Origin of the sequence: Pseudomonas sp. NPDC087639, assembly GCF_044743385.1 — a bacterium.
GTDB lineage: Bacteria > Pseudomonadota > Gammaproteobacteria > Pseudomonadales > Pseudomonadaceae > Aquipseudomonas.
Map to the genome: position 1 here is coordinate 1 of NZ_JBIUWI010000036.1, position 14,820 is coordinate 14,820.

The window sequence follows — 14,820 nt, forward strand, 5'->3', positions numbered from 1 at the left end:
ACGGTGACGTGGGCACGGGCTCGGCTCAGTCCCTGCGTCAGGAAGGCATGATCGTTAAAGTTTCCGAAGTTGACCCGATCTGCGCCATGCAAGCGTGCATGGACGGTTTCGAACTGGTTTCGCCGTTCATCGACGGTATCAACGACGGTTCCGAAGCAAGCATCGACAAAGCGCTGCTGGGCAAGATCGACCTGATCGTGACCACCACCGGTAACGTCAATGTTTGCGACTCCAACATGCTCAAAGCCCTGAAGAAGCGCGCTGTTGTCTGCAACATCGGTCACTTCGACAACGAAATCGACACTGCTTTCATGCGCAAGAACTGGGCATGGGAAGAAGTGAAGCCACAGGTACACAAGATCCACCGTACCGGTGCTGGCGCGTTCGACGCACAGAACGACGACTACCTGATCCTGCTGGCCGAAGGCCGTCTGGTGAACCTGGGCAACGCCACGGGTCACCCGAGCCGCATCATGGACGGTTCGTTCGCCAACCAGGTTCTGGCGCAGATCTTCCTGTTTGGCCAGAAGTACGCCGACCTGCCGCCAGCCCAGAAAGCCGAGCGTCTGACCGTTGAAGTACTGCCGAAGAAACTCGACGAAGAAGTGGCCCTGGAAATGGTTCGCGGCTTCGGCGGCGTGGTCACTCAACTGACCAAGCAACAGGCTGACTACATCGGCGTGACCGTCGAAGGCCCGTTCAAGCCGCACGCTTACCGCTACTGATTGGCTGAGCGTCAACGCGGTGTGCCTGGCGCACCGCGTTGCCTGACTGGCGCTGCTGACCGCTCTGTGTAGGAGCTGCCGCAGGCTGCGATCTTTTGATTTTCAAAGATCGCAGCCTGCGGCAGCTCCTACAGGGGTGCAGCGTCCGGCTTACGTGTTTCCAAGGGTATGACCATGTCCCAAGACCGTCGCTACAGCTTCGAGTTCTTCCCGACCAAGACCGATGCTGGGCATGAAAAGCTGCTCAACGTTGCCCGTCAGTTGGCAACGTACAATCCCGATTTCTTCTCCTGCACCTATGGCGCTGGTGGTTCGACACGTGATCGCACCCTCAACACCGTTTTGCAACTGGAAAGCGAAGTCAAAGTACCCGCCGCACCGCACCTGTCGTGCGTCGGCGACAGCAAGGACGACCTGCGCGGCCTGCTGAACGAGTACAAGGCTGCCGGCATCAAGCGCATCGTCGCCCTGCGTGGTGATCTGCCGTCCGGCATGGGCATGACCAGCGGTGAGCTGCGTCACGCCAATGAACTGGTTGAATTCATTCGTGAAGAAACCGGCGATCATTTCCACATCGAAGTTGCCGCTTACCCGGAGATGCATCCGCAGGCGCGCAATTACGAAGACGATCTCGCCAATTTCGTGCGCAAGGCCCGCGCCGGCGCCGACAGCGCGATCACCCAGTACTTCTTCAACGCCGACAGCTACTTCTACTTCGTCGACCGTTTGCTGGCGCTGGGCGTGGATATTCCGGTGGTGCCGGGGATCATGCCGATCACCAACTACAGCAAACTCGCGCGCTTCTCCGATGCCTGCGGTGCGGAAATCCCGCGCTGGATTCGCAAGCAACTGGAAGCCTACGGCGACGACAGCCAAAGCATTCAGCGCTTTGGCGAGCAAGTCGTCAGCGAAATGTGCGAACGCCTGCTTCAGGGCGGCGCACCAGGGCTGCACTTCTATTCCATGAACCAGGCCGAACCTAGCCTGGCGATCTGGAATAACCTGAAGTTGCCGCGCTAAACGCTACAAGCAAGATCAAAAGATCGCAGCCTTCGGCAACTCCTACAGGGGTTGTTGTTGCTGCGATTTTTTGCGTTTGAATCCCCGAATTAGAGCTTGTGCTGTCACTTTCTGGCTCTTTGCGGTTTCTCGTCGTAATCTCAAGCCATGCCTTTGATCACGCAGTTATTCGCCGTGCTGGTTTTTGCTTGCCTGAGCTTCGCCGCTCGGGGCGAGAAGTTGCGTATTGTCACCGAGCCGTGGGCGCCTTATGTCTATGAGGAGAACGGCAAGAACCTCGGGCTGGACTACGAAACCACGGCCATCGTGTTCAAGCGCCTGGGCATTGAGGTCGAATGGCAATTCCTGCCATGGAAGCGTTGTCTGTCGATGCTTGAAACCGGTCAGGCTGATGGCGCACTGGACATTTTTCACAGCGACGAGCGCGACGCCACCCTGCTCTACCCCAGCGAACCGCTGTCGGACGTCGAGTTCGTGATGTTCTACGCCAACGACCGGCCGCACCCGTTCAGCACACTTGAAGAGCTAAAAGGCCTGACCATCGGCACCTCTCCGGGTTATCTGTACAGCCCCGACTTCAGCGAATCGACTCTGTTCACCCGCGAACCGGCGCCGACCCACGAAGCCAATTTCGGAAAACTGGTGCGCGGGCGCATCGATTTGCTGATTACTGATCGACGCGTCGGCCAGCATTTGCTCGATCAGTTGAATATCCGTGACCAGATCAGCGAAAACCCCACTGTCATTAGCCGTCAGAGCCAATTTCTTGCGGTTCGGCGCAATGCTGGTATGGATTTACTGGTGCAGCGTTTTGGCGCCGAGCTCAAGCGATTCAAGCGTGAACCGGCCTATGCCGAGCTGAGCGCGCGTTATGGCGCAGCGCCAACCGGAGCCACGCCACTGGGGAATGTCTCGGCGAGCAGCAAAACCGTTGAGCAGCAGGAAAGCAGCGCGCAGTGATTGCTCTGTTATACTCCGGCGTTCCCGCCAGGCTCACGCCCGGACGCCCGGAACCGTAACAGGCCTCTCGACCCGCTACAGCGCAGCTTTCAGCCCGCGCGAGCACTCCAGACGTGCCTTCGGAACCGCAGCAGGACCGGACGGGATTGCGTCCTATTAAACGCTATTCGCGCCAGGCAAGACTCCCATTGGGCCAAGCCCTAACTAAAACAGGATTACTCATGTCCTTTGCTTCCCTCGGTCTCTCCGAGGCTTTAGTCCGCGCCATCGAAGATGCGGGCTATACCGAGCCTACTCCGGTGCAACAGCGGGCCATTCCCGCCGTGTTGCAAGGTCGCGACCTGATGGTTGCGGCTCAGACAGGTACTGGTAAAACCGGCGGTTTCGCCCTTCCGATTCTGGAGCGGTTGTTCCCCAACGGTCACCCGGACAAATCCCAGCGTCACGGCCCGCGCCAACCACGCGTACTGGTCCTGACCCCGACCCGCGAACTCGCGGCCCAGGTTCACGAGAGCTTCAAGATCTACGCCCGTGACCTGAAATTCGTCAGCGCCTGCATTTTTGGCGGCGTCGGCATGAACCCGCAGGTTCAGGCCATGTCCCGTGGCGTTGACGTCCTCGTTGCTTGCCCGGGTCGTTTGCTCGACCTGTGCGGCCAAGGCAGTGTCGATCTGTCCCACGTCGAAATTCTTGTGCTCGACGAAGCCGACCGCATGCTCGACATGGGCTTCGTCCACGACGTGAAGAAAGTCCTCGCGCGTCTGCCGGCCAAGCGTCAGAACCTGCTGTTCTCGGCAACGTTCTCCAAAGACATCACCGACCTCGCCGGCAAGCTGCTGCACAACCCGGAACGCATCGAAGTGACGCCGCCGAACACCACGGTCGAGCGCATCGAGCAACGTGTGTTCCGTCTGCCGGCCAGCCACAAGCGTGCACTGCTGGCGCACCTGATCACCGCCGGCGCCTGGGAACAGGTGCTGGTGTTCACCCGCACCAAGCACGGCGCCAACCGTCTGGCCGAGTACCTGGACAAGCACGGCCTGCCGGCTGTGGCGATCCACGGCAACAAGAGCCAGAACGCCCGCACCAAAGCCCTGGCCGACTTCAAAGCTGGCGAAGTGCGCATTCTTGTAGCGACCGACATCGCCGCTCGCGGTCTGGACATCGACCAGTTGCCACACGTGGTCAACTTCGAACTGCCGAACGTCGATGAAGATTACGTACACCGTATCGGCCGTACTGGCCGCGCCGGTCGTTCGGGTGAGGCGATCTCGCTGGTAGCACCGGACGAAGAAAAGCTGCTGAAAAGCATCGAGCGCATGACCAAGCAGAAGATTGCCGATGGCAACCTGATGGGCTTCGACTCGAGCACCATTGAAGCCGAGAAGCCTGAAGTACGTGAGCGTCCGGACGTGCGCAACCCGCGCAATCCTCGCGGCCCACGCGGCGACGGCCCGAATGGCGGCGGCGGTGGCGGCGGTCGTAAAGACAAAGGCAAGGACAAGGGCAAGGAAAAACCGGCCGGCGAACGTGGCGAGCGTCCTGCCCGTCAGCAGAAGCCGCGCGAAGGCACCCCGGCCCGTGAACAGCGTCAGCCATCGCAGCCGCCACGCGCCGCTGCCGATCGTGCACCGGACGAGTTCCTCGACGACGATGTCGATAACTTCGGTAACCGCGTTGATTACGTTCCTCAAGCCAAACCGGCTCAGGGCCGTGGTCGCCGTCCGGGTGCTCCGGCACAAGGCACGACAGCGGGTGCAGGTGCTCCGCGCAGCGGCAGCGGTAAGCCTCAGGGTCGTCAAAGCGGCCCACGCAGCAGCGATGGCGCCACCACCGGCACTCCGCCGGCCAAGCGCAACGGCCCGCGCAGCGGTGCTCCACGTGACGGCCAGGCCCGTCGCGAAGAGTCCCGCAACCGTCGCCCGGCTCGCACCGACGACCAGCCGCGTTCGGAACCTGCCGTGCAAAATCCGCGCGGCCCGGCACCGAAGATCATTCACAAGGAGTCAAAAACCGATCGTTTCCCGACTCCTGAGCAACTTGATCAACTGCCAGGCCGTCCGCGCGGCGAGAAACCAGCGTTGCTGACCCGCAACCGCTGATTTAACGCAGCCATAAAAAATGCCCCTGATCGCGAGATCAGGGGCATTTTTTTATCCGTCGCGAAAGTTATTTCGCTTTGACACCTTCAAACGTGATGTACAGATCGACGTTATCGGACTGTGGACCCAGAACCATCATCTTGCCGAAATCAGAGCGCTTGATGCTGGTAGTGCCTTCGAAACCGGCACGGTAGCCGCCCCATGGATCCTTGCCTTCACCCAGGAAAGTGGCCTTGACCACGATTGGCTTGGTCACGCCGTGAAAGGTCAGGTCGCCGGTCACGTCAGCAGTGACCTTGCCGTCGGCATTCTTGCCGGTTGGCTTGACGCTGGTAGAGACGAAGGTCGCTTTGGCGAACTTGCTCACGTCCAGGAAGTCAGCGCTGGCGATGTGTTTGTCGCGCTCGGCATGGTTGGTGAATACGCTGGCGGTATTGACGTTGAACTCGATTTTGCTGTCTTCAGGCTTGGCAGCGTCAAAGCTGAACTTGCCGTCGATGTCTTTGAAAGTACCGGTGATGAAGCTGTAGCCCAGGTGGCTGATCTTGAAGTCAACGAAGGCGTGCTGACCTTCTTTGTCGACGGTGTAGTCAGCGGCCATTACGTTGGCGGACAGCACGGCAGAACCGATTGCCAGAGCGGCCAGAGTCTTTTTCAACATGCTTTCTTTTCCTTTGAGTCGAGGTTGAACTTCAGGCTTTGCGACCCAGCATTCGAGTGAGGGTCGCATCACGATCGATAAAGTGGTGCTTCAATGCTGCCAACGCATGGAGACCGGAAAAAATTACCAGCGCCCACGCCAGCCAGAGATGAATCACCCCAGCGGTATCTGCCTGATCCGGTAGCCCGGAAACCAGTGCAGGAACTTCAAACAGGCCAAACACCGGAATCCCGACACCGTCTGCGGTGGAAATCAGGTAACCGGCAAGCATCACAGCGAACAGCCCTACATACAGAAACCCGTGGCCGAACCTGGCGCCGATACGAGTCATGCGGCTGTAGCTTTGCAGCGTTGGCGGCGGTGGGCTGATAAAGCGCCACAACACCCGCAACACCATCACACCCAGCAGCACCAGACCGATGCTCTTGTGTAGATCCGGCGCGTCTTTGCGCCAGCTGCTGTAGTAATCCAGCCCAACCATCCACAGACCCAGCGCGAACAGTCCGAAGACCACCAGCGCCACGCCCCAGTGCATGAAGATGCTGACCCAACCATAGCGCGAAGAAGAGTTACGTAGCTGCATTGCCCAAATCCTGTGAGAACTGCGAACCAAGACTAGCGAGTTATCTATCGAATTAAAGCGGAAAATTTCGCTTTGAAATATCGAGAAATACGATGAAGAGTCTGGAAGTGATGCGTTAAGGAAAGATTAAAGGCGATTTTGCCGCATCGCGCTTGGGACAGACTGGTCGATTTTTACTAGCTGATCAGGCGCGATACGGGGTATTGAACTCGGCAGGCGGCTTTACGGAAGACCGCAAACAGCTAAATTTTCAATCAATAACTATGTATAGCTCATTGCACCTTCAAGCCTGATCAAATAACGACTCCATTACTTATTGATCAGGTATACAACCATGGCTCTTCGATATACGCCGTTTCAAGCAAGTGGATCATCAACACTACCTGCCAATCAAACAATGTCTGCGCCTCAATATCTGCAATCCGATAACGGTCGATTTCGTTTGATCTTACAGGCCGATGGAAATCTGGTGATCAAGGAGGGTGAAACATTAATCTGGGTGGCAGATGGAAATCAGCCTTACAGTAAAACCTTGCATCAGAAACGCATGCGCGATCCTCTGCAGTTCGTCATCAGCAATAGCGGCTTTCTTTATGATCCGTCCAGACGCCGCCTTTGGATCGCTGAAAGTACTCACACCACTGACAAATCCCTCTGGTACCACACATGTATGACTATTCAGGATGATGGCAACCTGGTCATCTATGATCAACGCACCGGCAGTCCACGCTGGGCGCGCTTTGGCTTTACCCCAGGACGAAGCTCAAAGCCAAAGGAAAGATGGCTGAGAAACTTACCGGACGGTACGAAAGTATACGATTGGGATTTCTAACAGGCCCGGCACTGTCATCTTCGATTAGTTCTTGAGAACAGCCGGCGGCTGTAAACAATCTGCGCTATAAGGGTCTATCTTGCATTTGTGAGCAAGCTCCGAACTATATCCGCCCGGAAAAAAACGGCCATTTGCACAGCCGGAAAGTGTCAATAACACGAGCAGTATCGTAAGTATTTTCATAGCGGGTCACCTCCAATTTATCCAAGCATAAAATTTGAGATCGCGTGCCCGCTATCATTTCGCTCTGAATACTATGTGGGAAACTTCCTATGCAGAGGTAAGCCTCGAGACTGCACAGCAGAGATAAGTGTGGAGGTTTAATTGCAAAAAAAAAGCGGCCCATTTGGCCGCGTTTTTTATTGAAGCGAAGGCTTACTGCGCCTTGGTCTCTGTCGTTGCAGCAGGCTTGGCCGCGGGTTTCTTCGCCGGTTCAGCCTTTTTTGCCGCCGGTTTTGCCGGAGCTTTTTTCGCTTCGGTCTTGGCTGCCGGCTTCTTCGCCGCAGGCTTGGCCGCTGCTTTCTTGGCTGGCTCGGCTTTTACCGGGGCCGCTGGTTTCGGTGCTTCCACCGGAGCTGGTGCAGCTGCAGGGGTTGGCGCAGGCGCTGGAGTTACTGGCGCTGGAGCCGGTTCCGGGGCCTTGGCTGGCTCTGGCTTCTTGTCGTCATCCGAACCGCCGAACAGGTTGCTGAAGAAGTTGCCCTTCTTCGCCGCCACGGCACCCGCCGCGCCTGCCGCTGCGGCGGCCGGCACCACTTTGGCCGGTTCGAACGACTTGCCTGCCGCCAGATCTTCAACCTGACTGGCCGCACGCTGACCAGTGCGCAGAGCGCCTTCCAGCGTGCCCGGGTACAAGGTGTCGGTGTGTTCGCCAGCGAACGCTACGCGTTGCAGCGGACGTTCCCAGATACGCCAGAACTTGCTGATCTGGCCCGGGCCGTAGGCCAGGTAAGCGCCGCCCATCGACGGGTCGGTGCTGTAGCGACGGATTTCATAACCGGTGAACGAGCCACGGGCCTGTGGATAAAACGCGTGCAGACGGATCAGCACCTGATCGACCATCTGCTTGTCGCCGAACGCCTGCATCACACGGGAGTTGTCGCCGGACAGGTTGATCACCACGTTGGCGCCGCCCTTCAGCGCCGGCTCGATCCAGAGCATGCCCAGACCTGCGTTGCTGTAGATTTCGCCGGACATACGCGCCTTGCTTTCCCACACTGGCGTCTTGAACTTCAACATGATCTGGTCGCGCCAGCCGTAGTTGGTGCCCTTGATCGCCGCCATATGCTGGGCATCCAGCGCAGGCGTCAGCTGAATCTTGCTCAGCGCACGCAGCGGCACGGCCAACACCACGTAATCGGCCTGATAACCGACACTGCCGACCTTGACGGTCACGCCGTCCTTGTCCTGGCTGATGGCCGATACCGGTGAGTTGGTCTTGATGGTCTTGATCTGTTTGACGAAGGCCTGCGCCAGCACCTGGCTGCCGCCGACCAGACGCGAGGCGCGCAGGTCACGGTCGGAGATGCCGCGATAGACGCGGTTCTGCTGGGCGAAATACAGCAGCGACAGACGCGATGGTTCGTCGTAGTGGGTGCGGATGTCCTGGTTGATCAACTGGCGCGCAGTGGCTGGCAGGTTTTGCTTGTCGAGCCAGTTCGACACGTTGATCTGGTCCAGCGCGTGCAGGGTGCTGGTCGCCGCCGGGTTTTGCGGATCGTCGATAGAACGCGCCAGATCATCGAGGGTTTTCTGGTAGCGCTTCAAGGCATCGGCAGTGGCCGGTTGCTTGGTCGCCAGATCAGCGGCGGAGAAATACTCGCCGTCGATCAGATAACCCGGGGTGCGCACGAATTCCGGTGCCGGCGTGGTGCCCAGTTTGAAGGTCGAGACGTACTTGTTCAGCACCGGCTGCGTCTTGTCGTTGCCGATCCATTCGCTGGTGGCCATGCCCGAGCGACCGCCCATGCCTGGCTTGGCTTCCAGCAGCGTCACCTGCCAGCCTTTGTTTTGCAGCTCATAAGCAGCGGTCAGACCCGAAAGGCCGCCACCGATCACGATTGCGGTTTTATCCTTGGCCAGCGCCGTAACGCTGAACAGCCCCAACATCACCAGCGCACAGGCGCGCAGCCAACCGACAGACATTCAGCGAACTCCGGAAAACACATAGGAAAAAGCAGTTTTGCGGGTCAGACGACCCAAAGAACCGCGAAGAATACGTTAGCCATCAAAACGCCGCCAGCGACGTCTATCGGCTCATACAAAGTAGCTCAATCGACACAATGGGTTGTCCCCGCGCGATGCATTGCATAGGCTTGCGCGATTGTTCGCCCGCGCCTGACGCGAGCCGCCTCGAGGAGACTGAAAATGGGCCTGAATAACCAGTGGATGCAACGCGATCTCGCGGTGCTGTGGCATCCCTGCACCCAGATGAAAGACCACGAACAGCTGCCGCTGATCCCGATCAAGCGCGGCGAAGGCGTCTGGCTCGAAGACTTCGAAGGCAAGCGCTACCTCGACGCGGTCAGCTCCTGGTGGGTCAACGTGTTCGGCCACGCCAACCCGCGAATCAACCAGCGCATCAAGGATCAGGTCGATCAACTGGAGCACGTGATTCTCGCCGGTTTCAGCCATCAACCGGTGATCGAGCTGTCCGAGCGTCTGGTAAAGATGACGCCGCAAGGCCTGAACCGGGTGTTCTACGCCGATAACGGTTCGTCCTGCATCGAAGTCGCGCTGAAAATGAGCTTTCACTACTGGCTCAATCGCGGCCAGCCAAACAAGAAGCGCTTCGTTACCCTGACCAACAGCTACCACGGCGAGACCATGGCGGCGATGGCAGTCGGTGACGTGCCGCTGTTCACCGAAACCTATAAAGCCCTGCTGATGGACACCATCAAGGTGCCGAGCCCGGATTGCTACCTGCGCCCCGAAGGCATGAGCTGGGAAGAACACTCGCGCAATATGTTCGCGGCGATGGAACAGACACTGGCTGAGAATCACGACAGCGTTGCAGCCGTGATCGTCGAACCGTTGATCCAGGGCGCCGGCGGCATGCGCATGTATCACCCGGTGTATCTCAAGCTGCTGCGCGAAGCCTGCGACCGTTATGGCGTGCACCTGATCCACGACGAAATCGCCGTCGGCTTTGGCCGCACCGGCACCATGTTCGCCTGTGAACAGGCCGGTATCCGTCCGGACTTCCTCTGCCTGTCCAAGGCCCTGACCGGCGGCTATCTGCCGCTGGCGGCGTGCCTGACCACCGACGAGGTCTACAGCGCGTTCTACGACGACTATCCGACCCTGCGCGCCTTCCTCCACTCGCACAGCTACACCGGCAACCCGCTGGCCTGTGCGGCTGCGTTGGCGACGCTGGATATCTTCGAACAGGACAATGTGATCGAGAACAACAAGGCGCTCGCCCAACGCATGGCGTCGGCCACCGCGCACCTGGTCGATCACCCGAACGTGTCGGAAGTGCGCCAGACCGGCATGGTGCTGGCCATCGAGATGGTCAAGGATAAAGCCAGCAAAGAGGCCTACCCTTGGCAGGAACGTCGCGGCTTGAAGGTGTTCCAGCATGCGCTGGAGCGTGGCGCGTTGCTGCGTCCGCTGGGCAGCGTGGTGTATTTCCTGCCGCCGTACGTGATCACCCCGGAGCAGATCGACTTCCTCGCCGACGTCGCCAGCGAAGGCATCGACATCGCTACGCGTGAGAGCGTCAGCGTGGCGGTGCCGAAAGATTTCCATCCCGGATTCCGTGATCCGGGCTGATTGGATTGATGGTTTGACTAGAACCCTGTGGCGAGGGGATTCATCCCCGATGGGTGGCGAAGCCGCCCCAATCCCTGATCGCACTTTTCAACTGAAGAACTCGGTTGCTGATTTTGGGGGCGCTCCGCGCCCCATCGGGGATAAATCCCCTCGCCACATAAGCTCTGTACCACAGCGACTATGAGCCATTTTTTAGAGACCCGAAATGAGACTGTCCCGCTTCTTTATCGACGCCCCGCTGAGCACCGGCCAACACGAATTGCCGGAAGCCCAGGCGCATTACATCAGCCGCGTGCTGCGCATGGCCGAGGGCGATGCGGTGCAGATGTTCGACGGCTCCGGCCATGAGTTTCGCGGATCGCTGGTGGAAGTCGGCAAGAAACGCGTCGTCGTGCAGATCGACGAGCAACTTGCCGGTCAGATCGAATCGCCGCTGCAAATCCACCTCGGCCAAGGCCTGTCCCGTGGCGAGCGAATGGACTGGGCGATTCAGAAAGCCACCGAACTGGGCGTCACTGAAATCACGCCGATCTTCAGCGAGCGCTGCGAAGTGCGCCTGAAGGACGAACGCGCCGACAAACGCCGGCTCCACTGGCGCCAAGTGGCGATCAGCGCTTGTGAGCAATGCGGGCGCTCGCGGGTGCCGGTGATTCATCCGCCGGTGCTGTTGGCAGACTGGATCAAGCAGACTGAAGCTGATCTGAAGCTAGTACTGCATCCAGTGGCTGAGCCGATGGTGAGCCATGCAAAACCTTCGACGCTGGCGTTTCTGATTGGGCCGGAGGGTGGCTTGTCCGACGCCGAGGTCGAGCAGGCCAAAGGCAATGGGTTCCACGCGGCCCGCCTCGGGCCGCGAGTGTTGCGTACCGAGACTGCGCCGGTGGTTGCACTGGCGGTGGCCCAGCAACTTTGGGGTGATTTCTAGGGCGCCATAGCTGACAAGCCAGCTCCCACAAGACATCTTGGGTGTGCACAAATGTTGTGTTCACTGGATATCTACTGTGGGAGCGAGCCTGCTCGCGAAAGCGGTGTATCAGCCAACATCAGCATCGGCTGGACTGATGCCTTCGCCAGCAGGCTCGCTCCCACAGGGGATTGGGGATGATTCGGTCTACAAGACGTAAAACATAATCGCCACAAAGTGCAGCAAGCTCCCGGCAATCACAAACAGATGCCAGATCCCGTGCGCATGCCGCAATCGGTGATCCAGGGCAAAAAAGATAATCCCCACGGTGTACAAAACCCCGCCCGTGGCCAGCCAGGCGAAACCGGTGGTGCCCAGTGCCGCCAATAACGGCTTGACCGCCACCAGCACAATCCAGCCCATCACCGCGTAGATCACAATCGACAGAATCCGCGCCTCGGAGCGCGGTTTGATCTCTTGCAGAATACCGATCAGCGCCAGCCCCCAGACAATCCCGAACAACGTCCAGCCCCACGGCCCGCGCAGGGTCACCAGACAGAACGGCGTGTAACTCCCGGCGATCAGCAGGTAGATCGAAAAGTGATCGACCTTCTTCATGATCGCTTTCTTGCGCCCGCGCACGCTGTGGTACACGGTCGATGCGCTATAGAGCACCAGCAAGGTAAAGGCGTAAATCGCCACACTGACAATCTTCCAGGGACTGCCATCCAGACTGGCAATCACCAGCATCCACACCCCACCGATAAAAGCCGCCACCGCCCCGACCAGATGCGTCCAGGCGTTCAATCGTTCCCCGTGATACATGTATCGCTCACCTCAAATTCGTTACCGCAGCGCACAAGGCTCGGGCCTTGAGCGTAAAAGCGCAATGTTTCTGTTCAACCTCAGGATCAAAAGATCGCAGCCTTCGGCAGCTCCTACAGGAAGCTCGCATTCCAAAGGTAGGAGCTGCCGAAGGCTGCGATCTTTTGATCTTCAAGGCACAATCGACGCATTCCAAAAAGAGTCCGCGCCATGTTGATCGACGAAGAGTTGACCCTGAAAAAACTCGAGGTGTTCCTCGCCTTCATGCGCACCGGCAATCTGGCCCGCGCCGCTGCGGAGTTGCAGACCAGCAACGTCAGCGTGCACCGCGCGATTCATTCGCTGGAAAGCGCCCTGCGCTGCCCGCTGTTCAAACACGAAGGGCGCAACCTGACGCCGCTGGAAAGTGCCTATGTGCTGGAAGAACGCGCACAGAAGCTGATTCAGGACGTGGTCGAAAGCGTGCGCCTGACCCGCGAAGCCGCCGGGTTCTCCGCAGAACGCTTCAAGCTGGGCTCGCTGTACTCGCTGACGGTGAAGACCGTGCCGCAACTGATCATGGGCCTGAAGATCCGCCGCAGCGAACTCAACATCGACCTCATCCTCGGCTCGAACATCGACCTGCTCTACAAGCTGAAAAACATGGAAGTGGACGCGATCCTGGTGTCGCTGGACGACAGCATCAACGACCCGGACTGCGAGCAGATTGCGCTGTTCTCCGACGACATCTTCCTCGCCACGCCAGCAGATTCACGGTTCGCCCAGCGCAGTGAAGTCGATCTGGCAGAAGTTCGCGACGAAACCTTCATCACCCTGACCCAAGGCTTCGCCACCCATCAGGACGGTAACCGGGTGTTCAAGCAGGCTGGGTTCGAACCGAAGGTGGCGATGCAGGTGAATGACATCTTCACGCTGTTGAGCATGGTCAGTTCCGGCGTGGGTTATGCGTTGCTGCCAGGAAGGATTGCGGCGGTGTATGAGAATCGGGTGAAGCTGATTCCGTTGCAGGAGAAGTACCGGTTGCAGCAGCACATTGGCGTGGTGTTTCTGAAGGCCAAGGAGCGCGATCCGAATTTGCTGGCGTTGCTGGCGGAGTGTCGGATGTATGCCAATCGGCAGGCTTGAGACCGAGTCGTCTCCTTCGCGAGCAGGCTCGCTCCCACAGTTGGAATGCATTTCCCTGTGGGAGCGAGCCTGCTCGCGAAGGCGTCAGCCCAGACGACTCAAAACCCGAACCTAGCCAACAATCGCGCGAACAATAAAGAACAACAACGAAGGCCCAAGCAAGCATCCAAGCCCGGTGTGGAACGTCGCCGTCAGCGCCCCATAAGGCACCAACCGCCGATCCGTCGCCGCCAGCCCGGCAGTCACACCACTCACCGTCCCGGCCAACCCGCCAAACACCATCGCCGAACGCGGGTTATCCAGGCCCATCCAGCGCGCCGCGACCGGCGTGCCGACCATCACCAGAATCGCCTTGATCAACCCGGTGGCAATCGACAGCGCCATCACATCCGAACTCGCACCAATCGCCGCACCGGTCACAGGGCCAACGATGTAGGTCACCGCGCCAGCACCGATGGTGGTCATGCTCACCGCATCGCGATAACCAAACGCCCAGGCCATGCTCGCGCCGACAATGAACGGCAGGATCGTGCCCAGCAACAACGCAATCACCCCGATCATCCCGGCCTTTTTCGCCTCGGTCGCCTGCACTTCAAACGCGGTGGCAACAATCGCGAAATCACGCAGCATTGCCCCGCCCATCAGGCCGATGCCGGAGAACAGCGTCAGATCCGCCAAACCTTTCTGCCCGCCCGTCATGGTGCCGCCGACCCACGCCAGCACCAGACCGATGACGATGGCAATCGCCGAGCCGTGAATGCGTCCGAAGGTCAGGCGCTTGGAGAGAACCACCGACACCCACATGATCACGCCGACAAAAGCGAAGGCAGTGATCAGACCGTTATGTTCCAGACCTTTTTCGATGAGATCCCACATATCAGCGACCCCCTACCGGCGTGCCGACCGGGGAGATTTCCGCCGGTTCGTCGGGCAACGGTTCGCCCTTGTGGGTGCGGCTGATCAAGGCAATCGTGCAACCACAAATCACCACCGAACCGATCGCCGCCAGCACCGCCACCGGGCCGCCGTGCAGCGCGGTGACGACGTTCTGTTGCGCGGCCATCGCCACCACCACCGGAATGTACATGGCGCCCCAGAAGCCGACGCCCATCTCGCACTCCTTGGTCATGCCGCCGCGTTTCTGCATCCACAACCGCGCGCAGATCAACAGGATCATCGCGATGCCGACCCCGCCGACGTTGGATTTGACGCCCAGCAACACGCCGAGCATGTCGCCCATGATCACCCCTGCCAGCGTACAGATCGCCAGCAGCGCCACACCGTAAATAATCATTGTTGTAGTCCTCAA

Annotated in this window: 14 protein-coding genes; 8 read left to right on the forward strand and 6 right to left on the reverse strand. The window is 59.0% G+C overall.

Annotated features, from left to right (window positions below; genetic code table 11):
• The 4 genes from ACIOVB_RS16155 to ACIOVB_RS16170 all read left to right on the forward strand — a co-directional run.
• Positions 1 to 725, forward strand: a 725-nt coding sequence (locus ACIOVB_RS16155) for an adenosylhomocysteinase (protein WP_401269292.1), incomplete at its 5' end; no start/stop codon positions are given.
• Between the two features lie 174 nt (positions 726 to 899).
• A complete protein-coding gene (gene metF / locus ACIOVB_RS16160; RefSeq protein WP_401269295.1) occupies positions 900 to 1,745 on the forward strand; it encodes a methylenetetrahydrofolate reductase [NAD(P)H] in 846 nt (281 codons plus the stop codon).
• 147 nt (positions 1,746 to 1,892) lie between these two features.
• Entirely contained in the window at positions 1,893 to 2,705 is an 813-nt protein-coding gene (locus ACIOVB_RS16165; RefSeq protein WP_187679007.1) for an ABC transporter substrate-binding protein, read from the forward strand.
• Positions 2,706 to 2,926: 221 nt separating this feature from the next.
• The gene (locus ACIOVB_RS16170) at positions 2,927 to 4,807 is read left to right on the forward strand and encodes a DEAD/DEAH box helicase (RefSeq protein WP_401269299.1); all 1,881 of its coding nucleotides are present in this window, start codon (positions 2,927 to 2,929) and stop codon (positions 4,805 to 4,807) included.
• A gap of 67 nt (positions 4,808 to 4,874) precedes the next feature.
• Here the strand turns inward: ACIOVB_RS16170 and ACIOVB_RS16175 are convergent, their stop codons facing one another.
• Together ACIOVB_RS16175 and ACIOVB_RS16180 are read right to left on the reverse strand one after the other, a co-directional pair.
• Complete coding sequence (locus ACIOVB_RS16175; protein WP_401269302.1) at positions 4,875 to 5,468, reverse strand: YceI family protein; 594 nt, start codon at positions 5,466 to 5,468, stop codon at positions 4,875 to 4,877.
• Between the two features lie 31 nt (positions 5,469 to 5,499).
• On the reverse strand, positions 5,500 to 6,051 hold the full coding sequence (locus ACIOVB_RS16180; protein ID WP_401269305.1) for a cytochrome b: 552 nt from the start codon (positions 6,049 to 6,051) through the stop codon (positions 5,500 to 5,502).
• A gap of 334 nt (positions 6,052 to 6,385) precedes the next feature.
• On the opposite strand from ACIOVB_RS16180, the gene ACIOVB_RS16185 reads away from it, so the two are divergent.
• Positions 6,386 to 6,883 (forward strand): hypothetical protein, encoded by a 498-nt coding sequence (locus ACIOVB_RS16185; protein WP_401269308.1) that lies wholly within the window; start codon positions 6,386 to 6,388, stop codon positions 6,881 to 6,883.
• Positions 6,884 to 7,258: 375 nt separating this feature from the next.
• Here the strand turns inward: ACIOVB_RS16185 and ACIOVB_RS16190 are convergent, their stop codons facing one another.
• On the reverse strand, positions 7,259 to 9,028 hold the full coding sequence (locus ACIOVB_RS16190; protein WP_401269309.1) for a flavin monoamine oxidase family protein: 1,770 nt from the start codon (positions 9,026 to 9,028) through the stop codon (positions 7,259 to 7,261).
• Positions 9,029 to 9,250: 222 nt separating this feature from the next.
• Between ACIOVB_RS16190 and ACIOVB_RS16195 the strand changes: the two genes are divergently transcribed.
• Positions 9,251 to 10,657: an adenosylmethionine--8-amino-7-oxononanoate transaminase gene (locus ACIOVB_RS16195; protein WP_401269311.1), complete on the forward strand. Its 1,407-nt coding sequence runs from the start codon at positions 9,251 to 9,253 to the stop codon at positions 10,655 to 10,657.
• Between the two features lie 205 nt (positions 10,658 to 10,862).
• Positions 10,863 to 11,582 carry a 16S rRNA (uracil(1498)-N(3))-methyltransferase gene (locus ACIOVB_RS16200; RefSeq protein ID WP_401269313.1) on the forward strand — a complete coding sequence of 240 codons (720 nt, stop codon included), beginning with the start codon at positions 10,863 to 10,865 and terminating at the stop codon, positions 11,580 to 11,582.
• Positions 11,583 to 11,768: 186 nt separating this feature from the next.
• Here the strand turns inward: ACIOVB_RS16200 and ACIOVB_RS16205 are convergent, their stop codons facing one another.
• Entirely contained in the window at positions 11,769 to 12,386 is a 618-nt protein-coding gene (locus ACIOVB_RS16205) for a hemolysin III family protein (protein ID WP_401269315.1), read from the reverse strand.
• Between the two features lie 210 nt (positions 12,387 to 12,596).
• On the opposite strand from ACIOVB_RS16205, the gene ACIOVB_RS16210 reads away from it, so the two are divergent.
• On the forward strand, positions 12,597 to 13,511 hold the full coding sequence (locus tag ACIOVB_RS16210; RefSeq protein ID WP_095187015.1) for a LysR substrate-binding domain-containing protein: 915 nt from the start codon (positions 12,597 to 12,599) through the stop codon (positions 13,509 to 13,511).
• A gap of 111 nt (positions 13,512 to 13,622) precedes the next feature.
• Here ACIOVB_RS16210 and madM read toward each other — a convergent pair whose 3' ends face one another.
• Both madM and madL read right to left on the reverse strand, forming a co-directional pair.
• On the reverse strand, positions 13,623 to 14,387 hold the full coding sequence (madM, locus tag ACIOVB_RS16215) for a malonate transporter subunit MadM (protein ID WP_401269319.1): 765 nt from the start codon (positions 14,385 to 14,387) through the stop codon (positions 13,623 to 13,625).
• A 1-nt stretch (position 14,388) separates the two neighbouring features.
• Entirely contained in the window at positions 14,389 to 14,805 is a 417-nt protein-coding gene (gene madL, locus ACIOVB_RS16220; RefSeq protein WP_401269322.1) for a malonate transporter subunit MadL, read from the reverse strand.
• Positions 14,806 to 14,820: the final 15 nt, after the last annotated feature.

What these genes read in the sequence shown, in the direction of transcription:
- metF (WP_401269295.1), top strand. Translation starts at nt 900, where the DNA reads ATGTCCCAAGACCGTCGCTACAGCTTCGAGTTCTTCCCGACCAAGACC.
- ACIOVB_RS16165 (WP_187679007.1), top strand. Translation starts at nt 1,893, where the DNA reads ATGCCTTTGATCACGCAGTTATTCGCCGTGCTGGTTTTTGCTTGCCTG.
- ACIOVB_RS16170 (WP_401269299.1), top strand. Translation starts at nt 2,927, where the DNA reads ATGTCCTTTGCTTCCCTCGGTCTCTCCGAGGCTTTAGTCCGCGCCATC.
- ACIOVB_RS16175 (WP_401269302.1), bottom strand. Translation starts at nt 5,468, where the DNA reads ATGTTGAAAAAGACTCTGGCCGCTCTGGCAATCGGTTCTGCCGTGCTG.
- ACIOVB_RS16180 (WP_401269305.1), bottom strand. Translation starts at nt 6,051, where the DNA reads ATGCAGCTACGTAACTCTTCTTCGCGCTATGGTTGGGTCAGCATCTTC.
- ACIOVB_RS16185 (WP_401269308.1), top strand. Translation starts at nt 6,386, where the DNA reads ATGGCTCTTCGATATACGCCGTTTCAAGCAAGTGGATCATCAACACTA.
- ACIOVB_RS16190 (WP_401269309.1), bottom strand. Translation starts at nt 9,028, where the DNA reads ATGTCTGTCGGTTGGCTGCGCGCCTGTGCGCTGGTGATGTTGGGGCTG.
- ACIOVB_RS16195 (WP_401269311.1), top strand. Translation starts at nt 9,251, where the DNA reads ATGGGCCTGAATAACCAGTGGATGCAACGCGATCTCGCGGTGCTGTGG.
- ACIOVB_RS16200 (WP_401269313.1), top strand. Translation starts at nt 10,863, where the DNA reads ATGAGACTGTCCCGCTTCTTTATCGACGCCCCGCTGAGCACCGGCCAA.
- ACIOVB_RS16205 (WP_401269315.1), bottom strand. Translation starts at nt 12,386, where the DNA reads ATGTATCACGGGGAACGATTGAACGCCTGGACGCATCTGGTCGGGGCG.
- ACIOVB_RS16210 (WP_095187015.1), top strand. Translation starts at nt 12,597, where the DNA reads ATGTTGATCGACGAAGAGTTGACCCTGAAAAAACTCGAGGTGTTCCTC.
- madM (WP_401269319.1), bottom strand. Translation starts at nt 14,387, where the DNA reads ATGTGGGATCTCATCGAAAAAGGTCTGGAACATAACGGTCTGATCACT.
- madL (WP_401269322.1), bottom strand. Translation starts at nt 14,805, where the DNA reads ATGATTATTTACGGTGTGGCGCTGCTGGCGATCTGTACGCTGGCAGGG.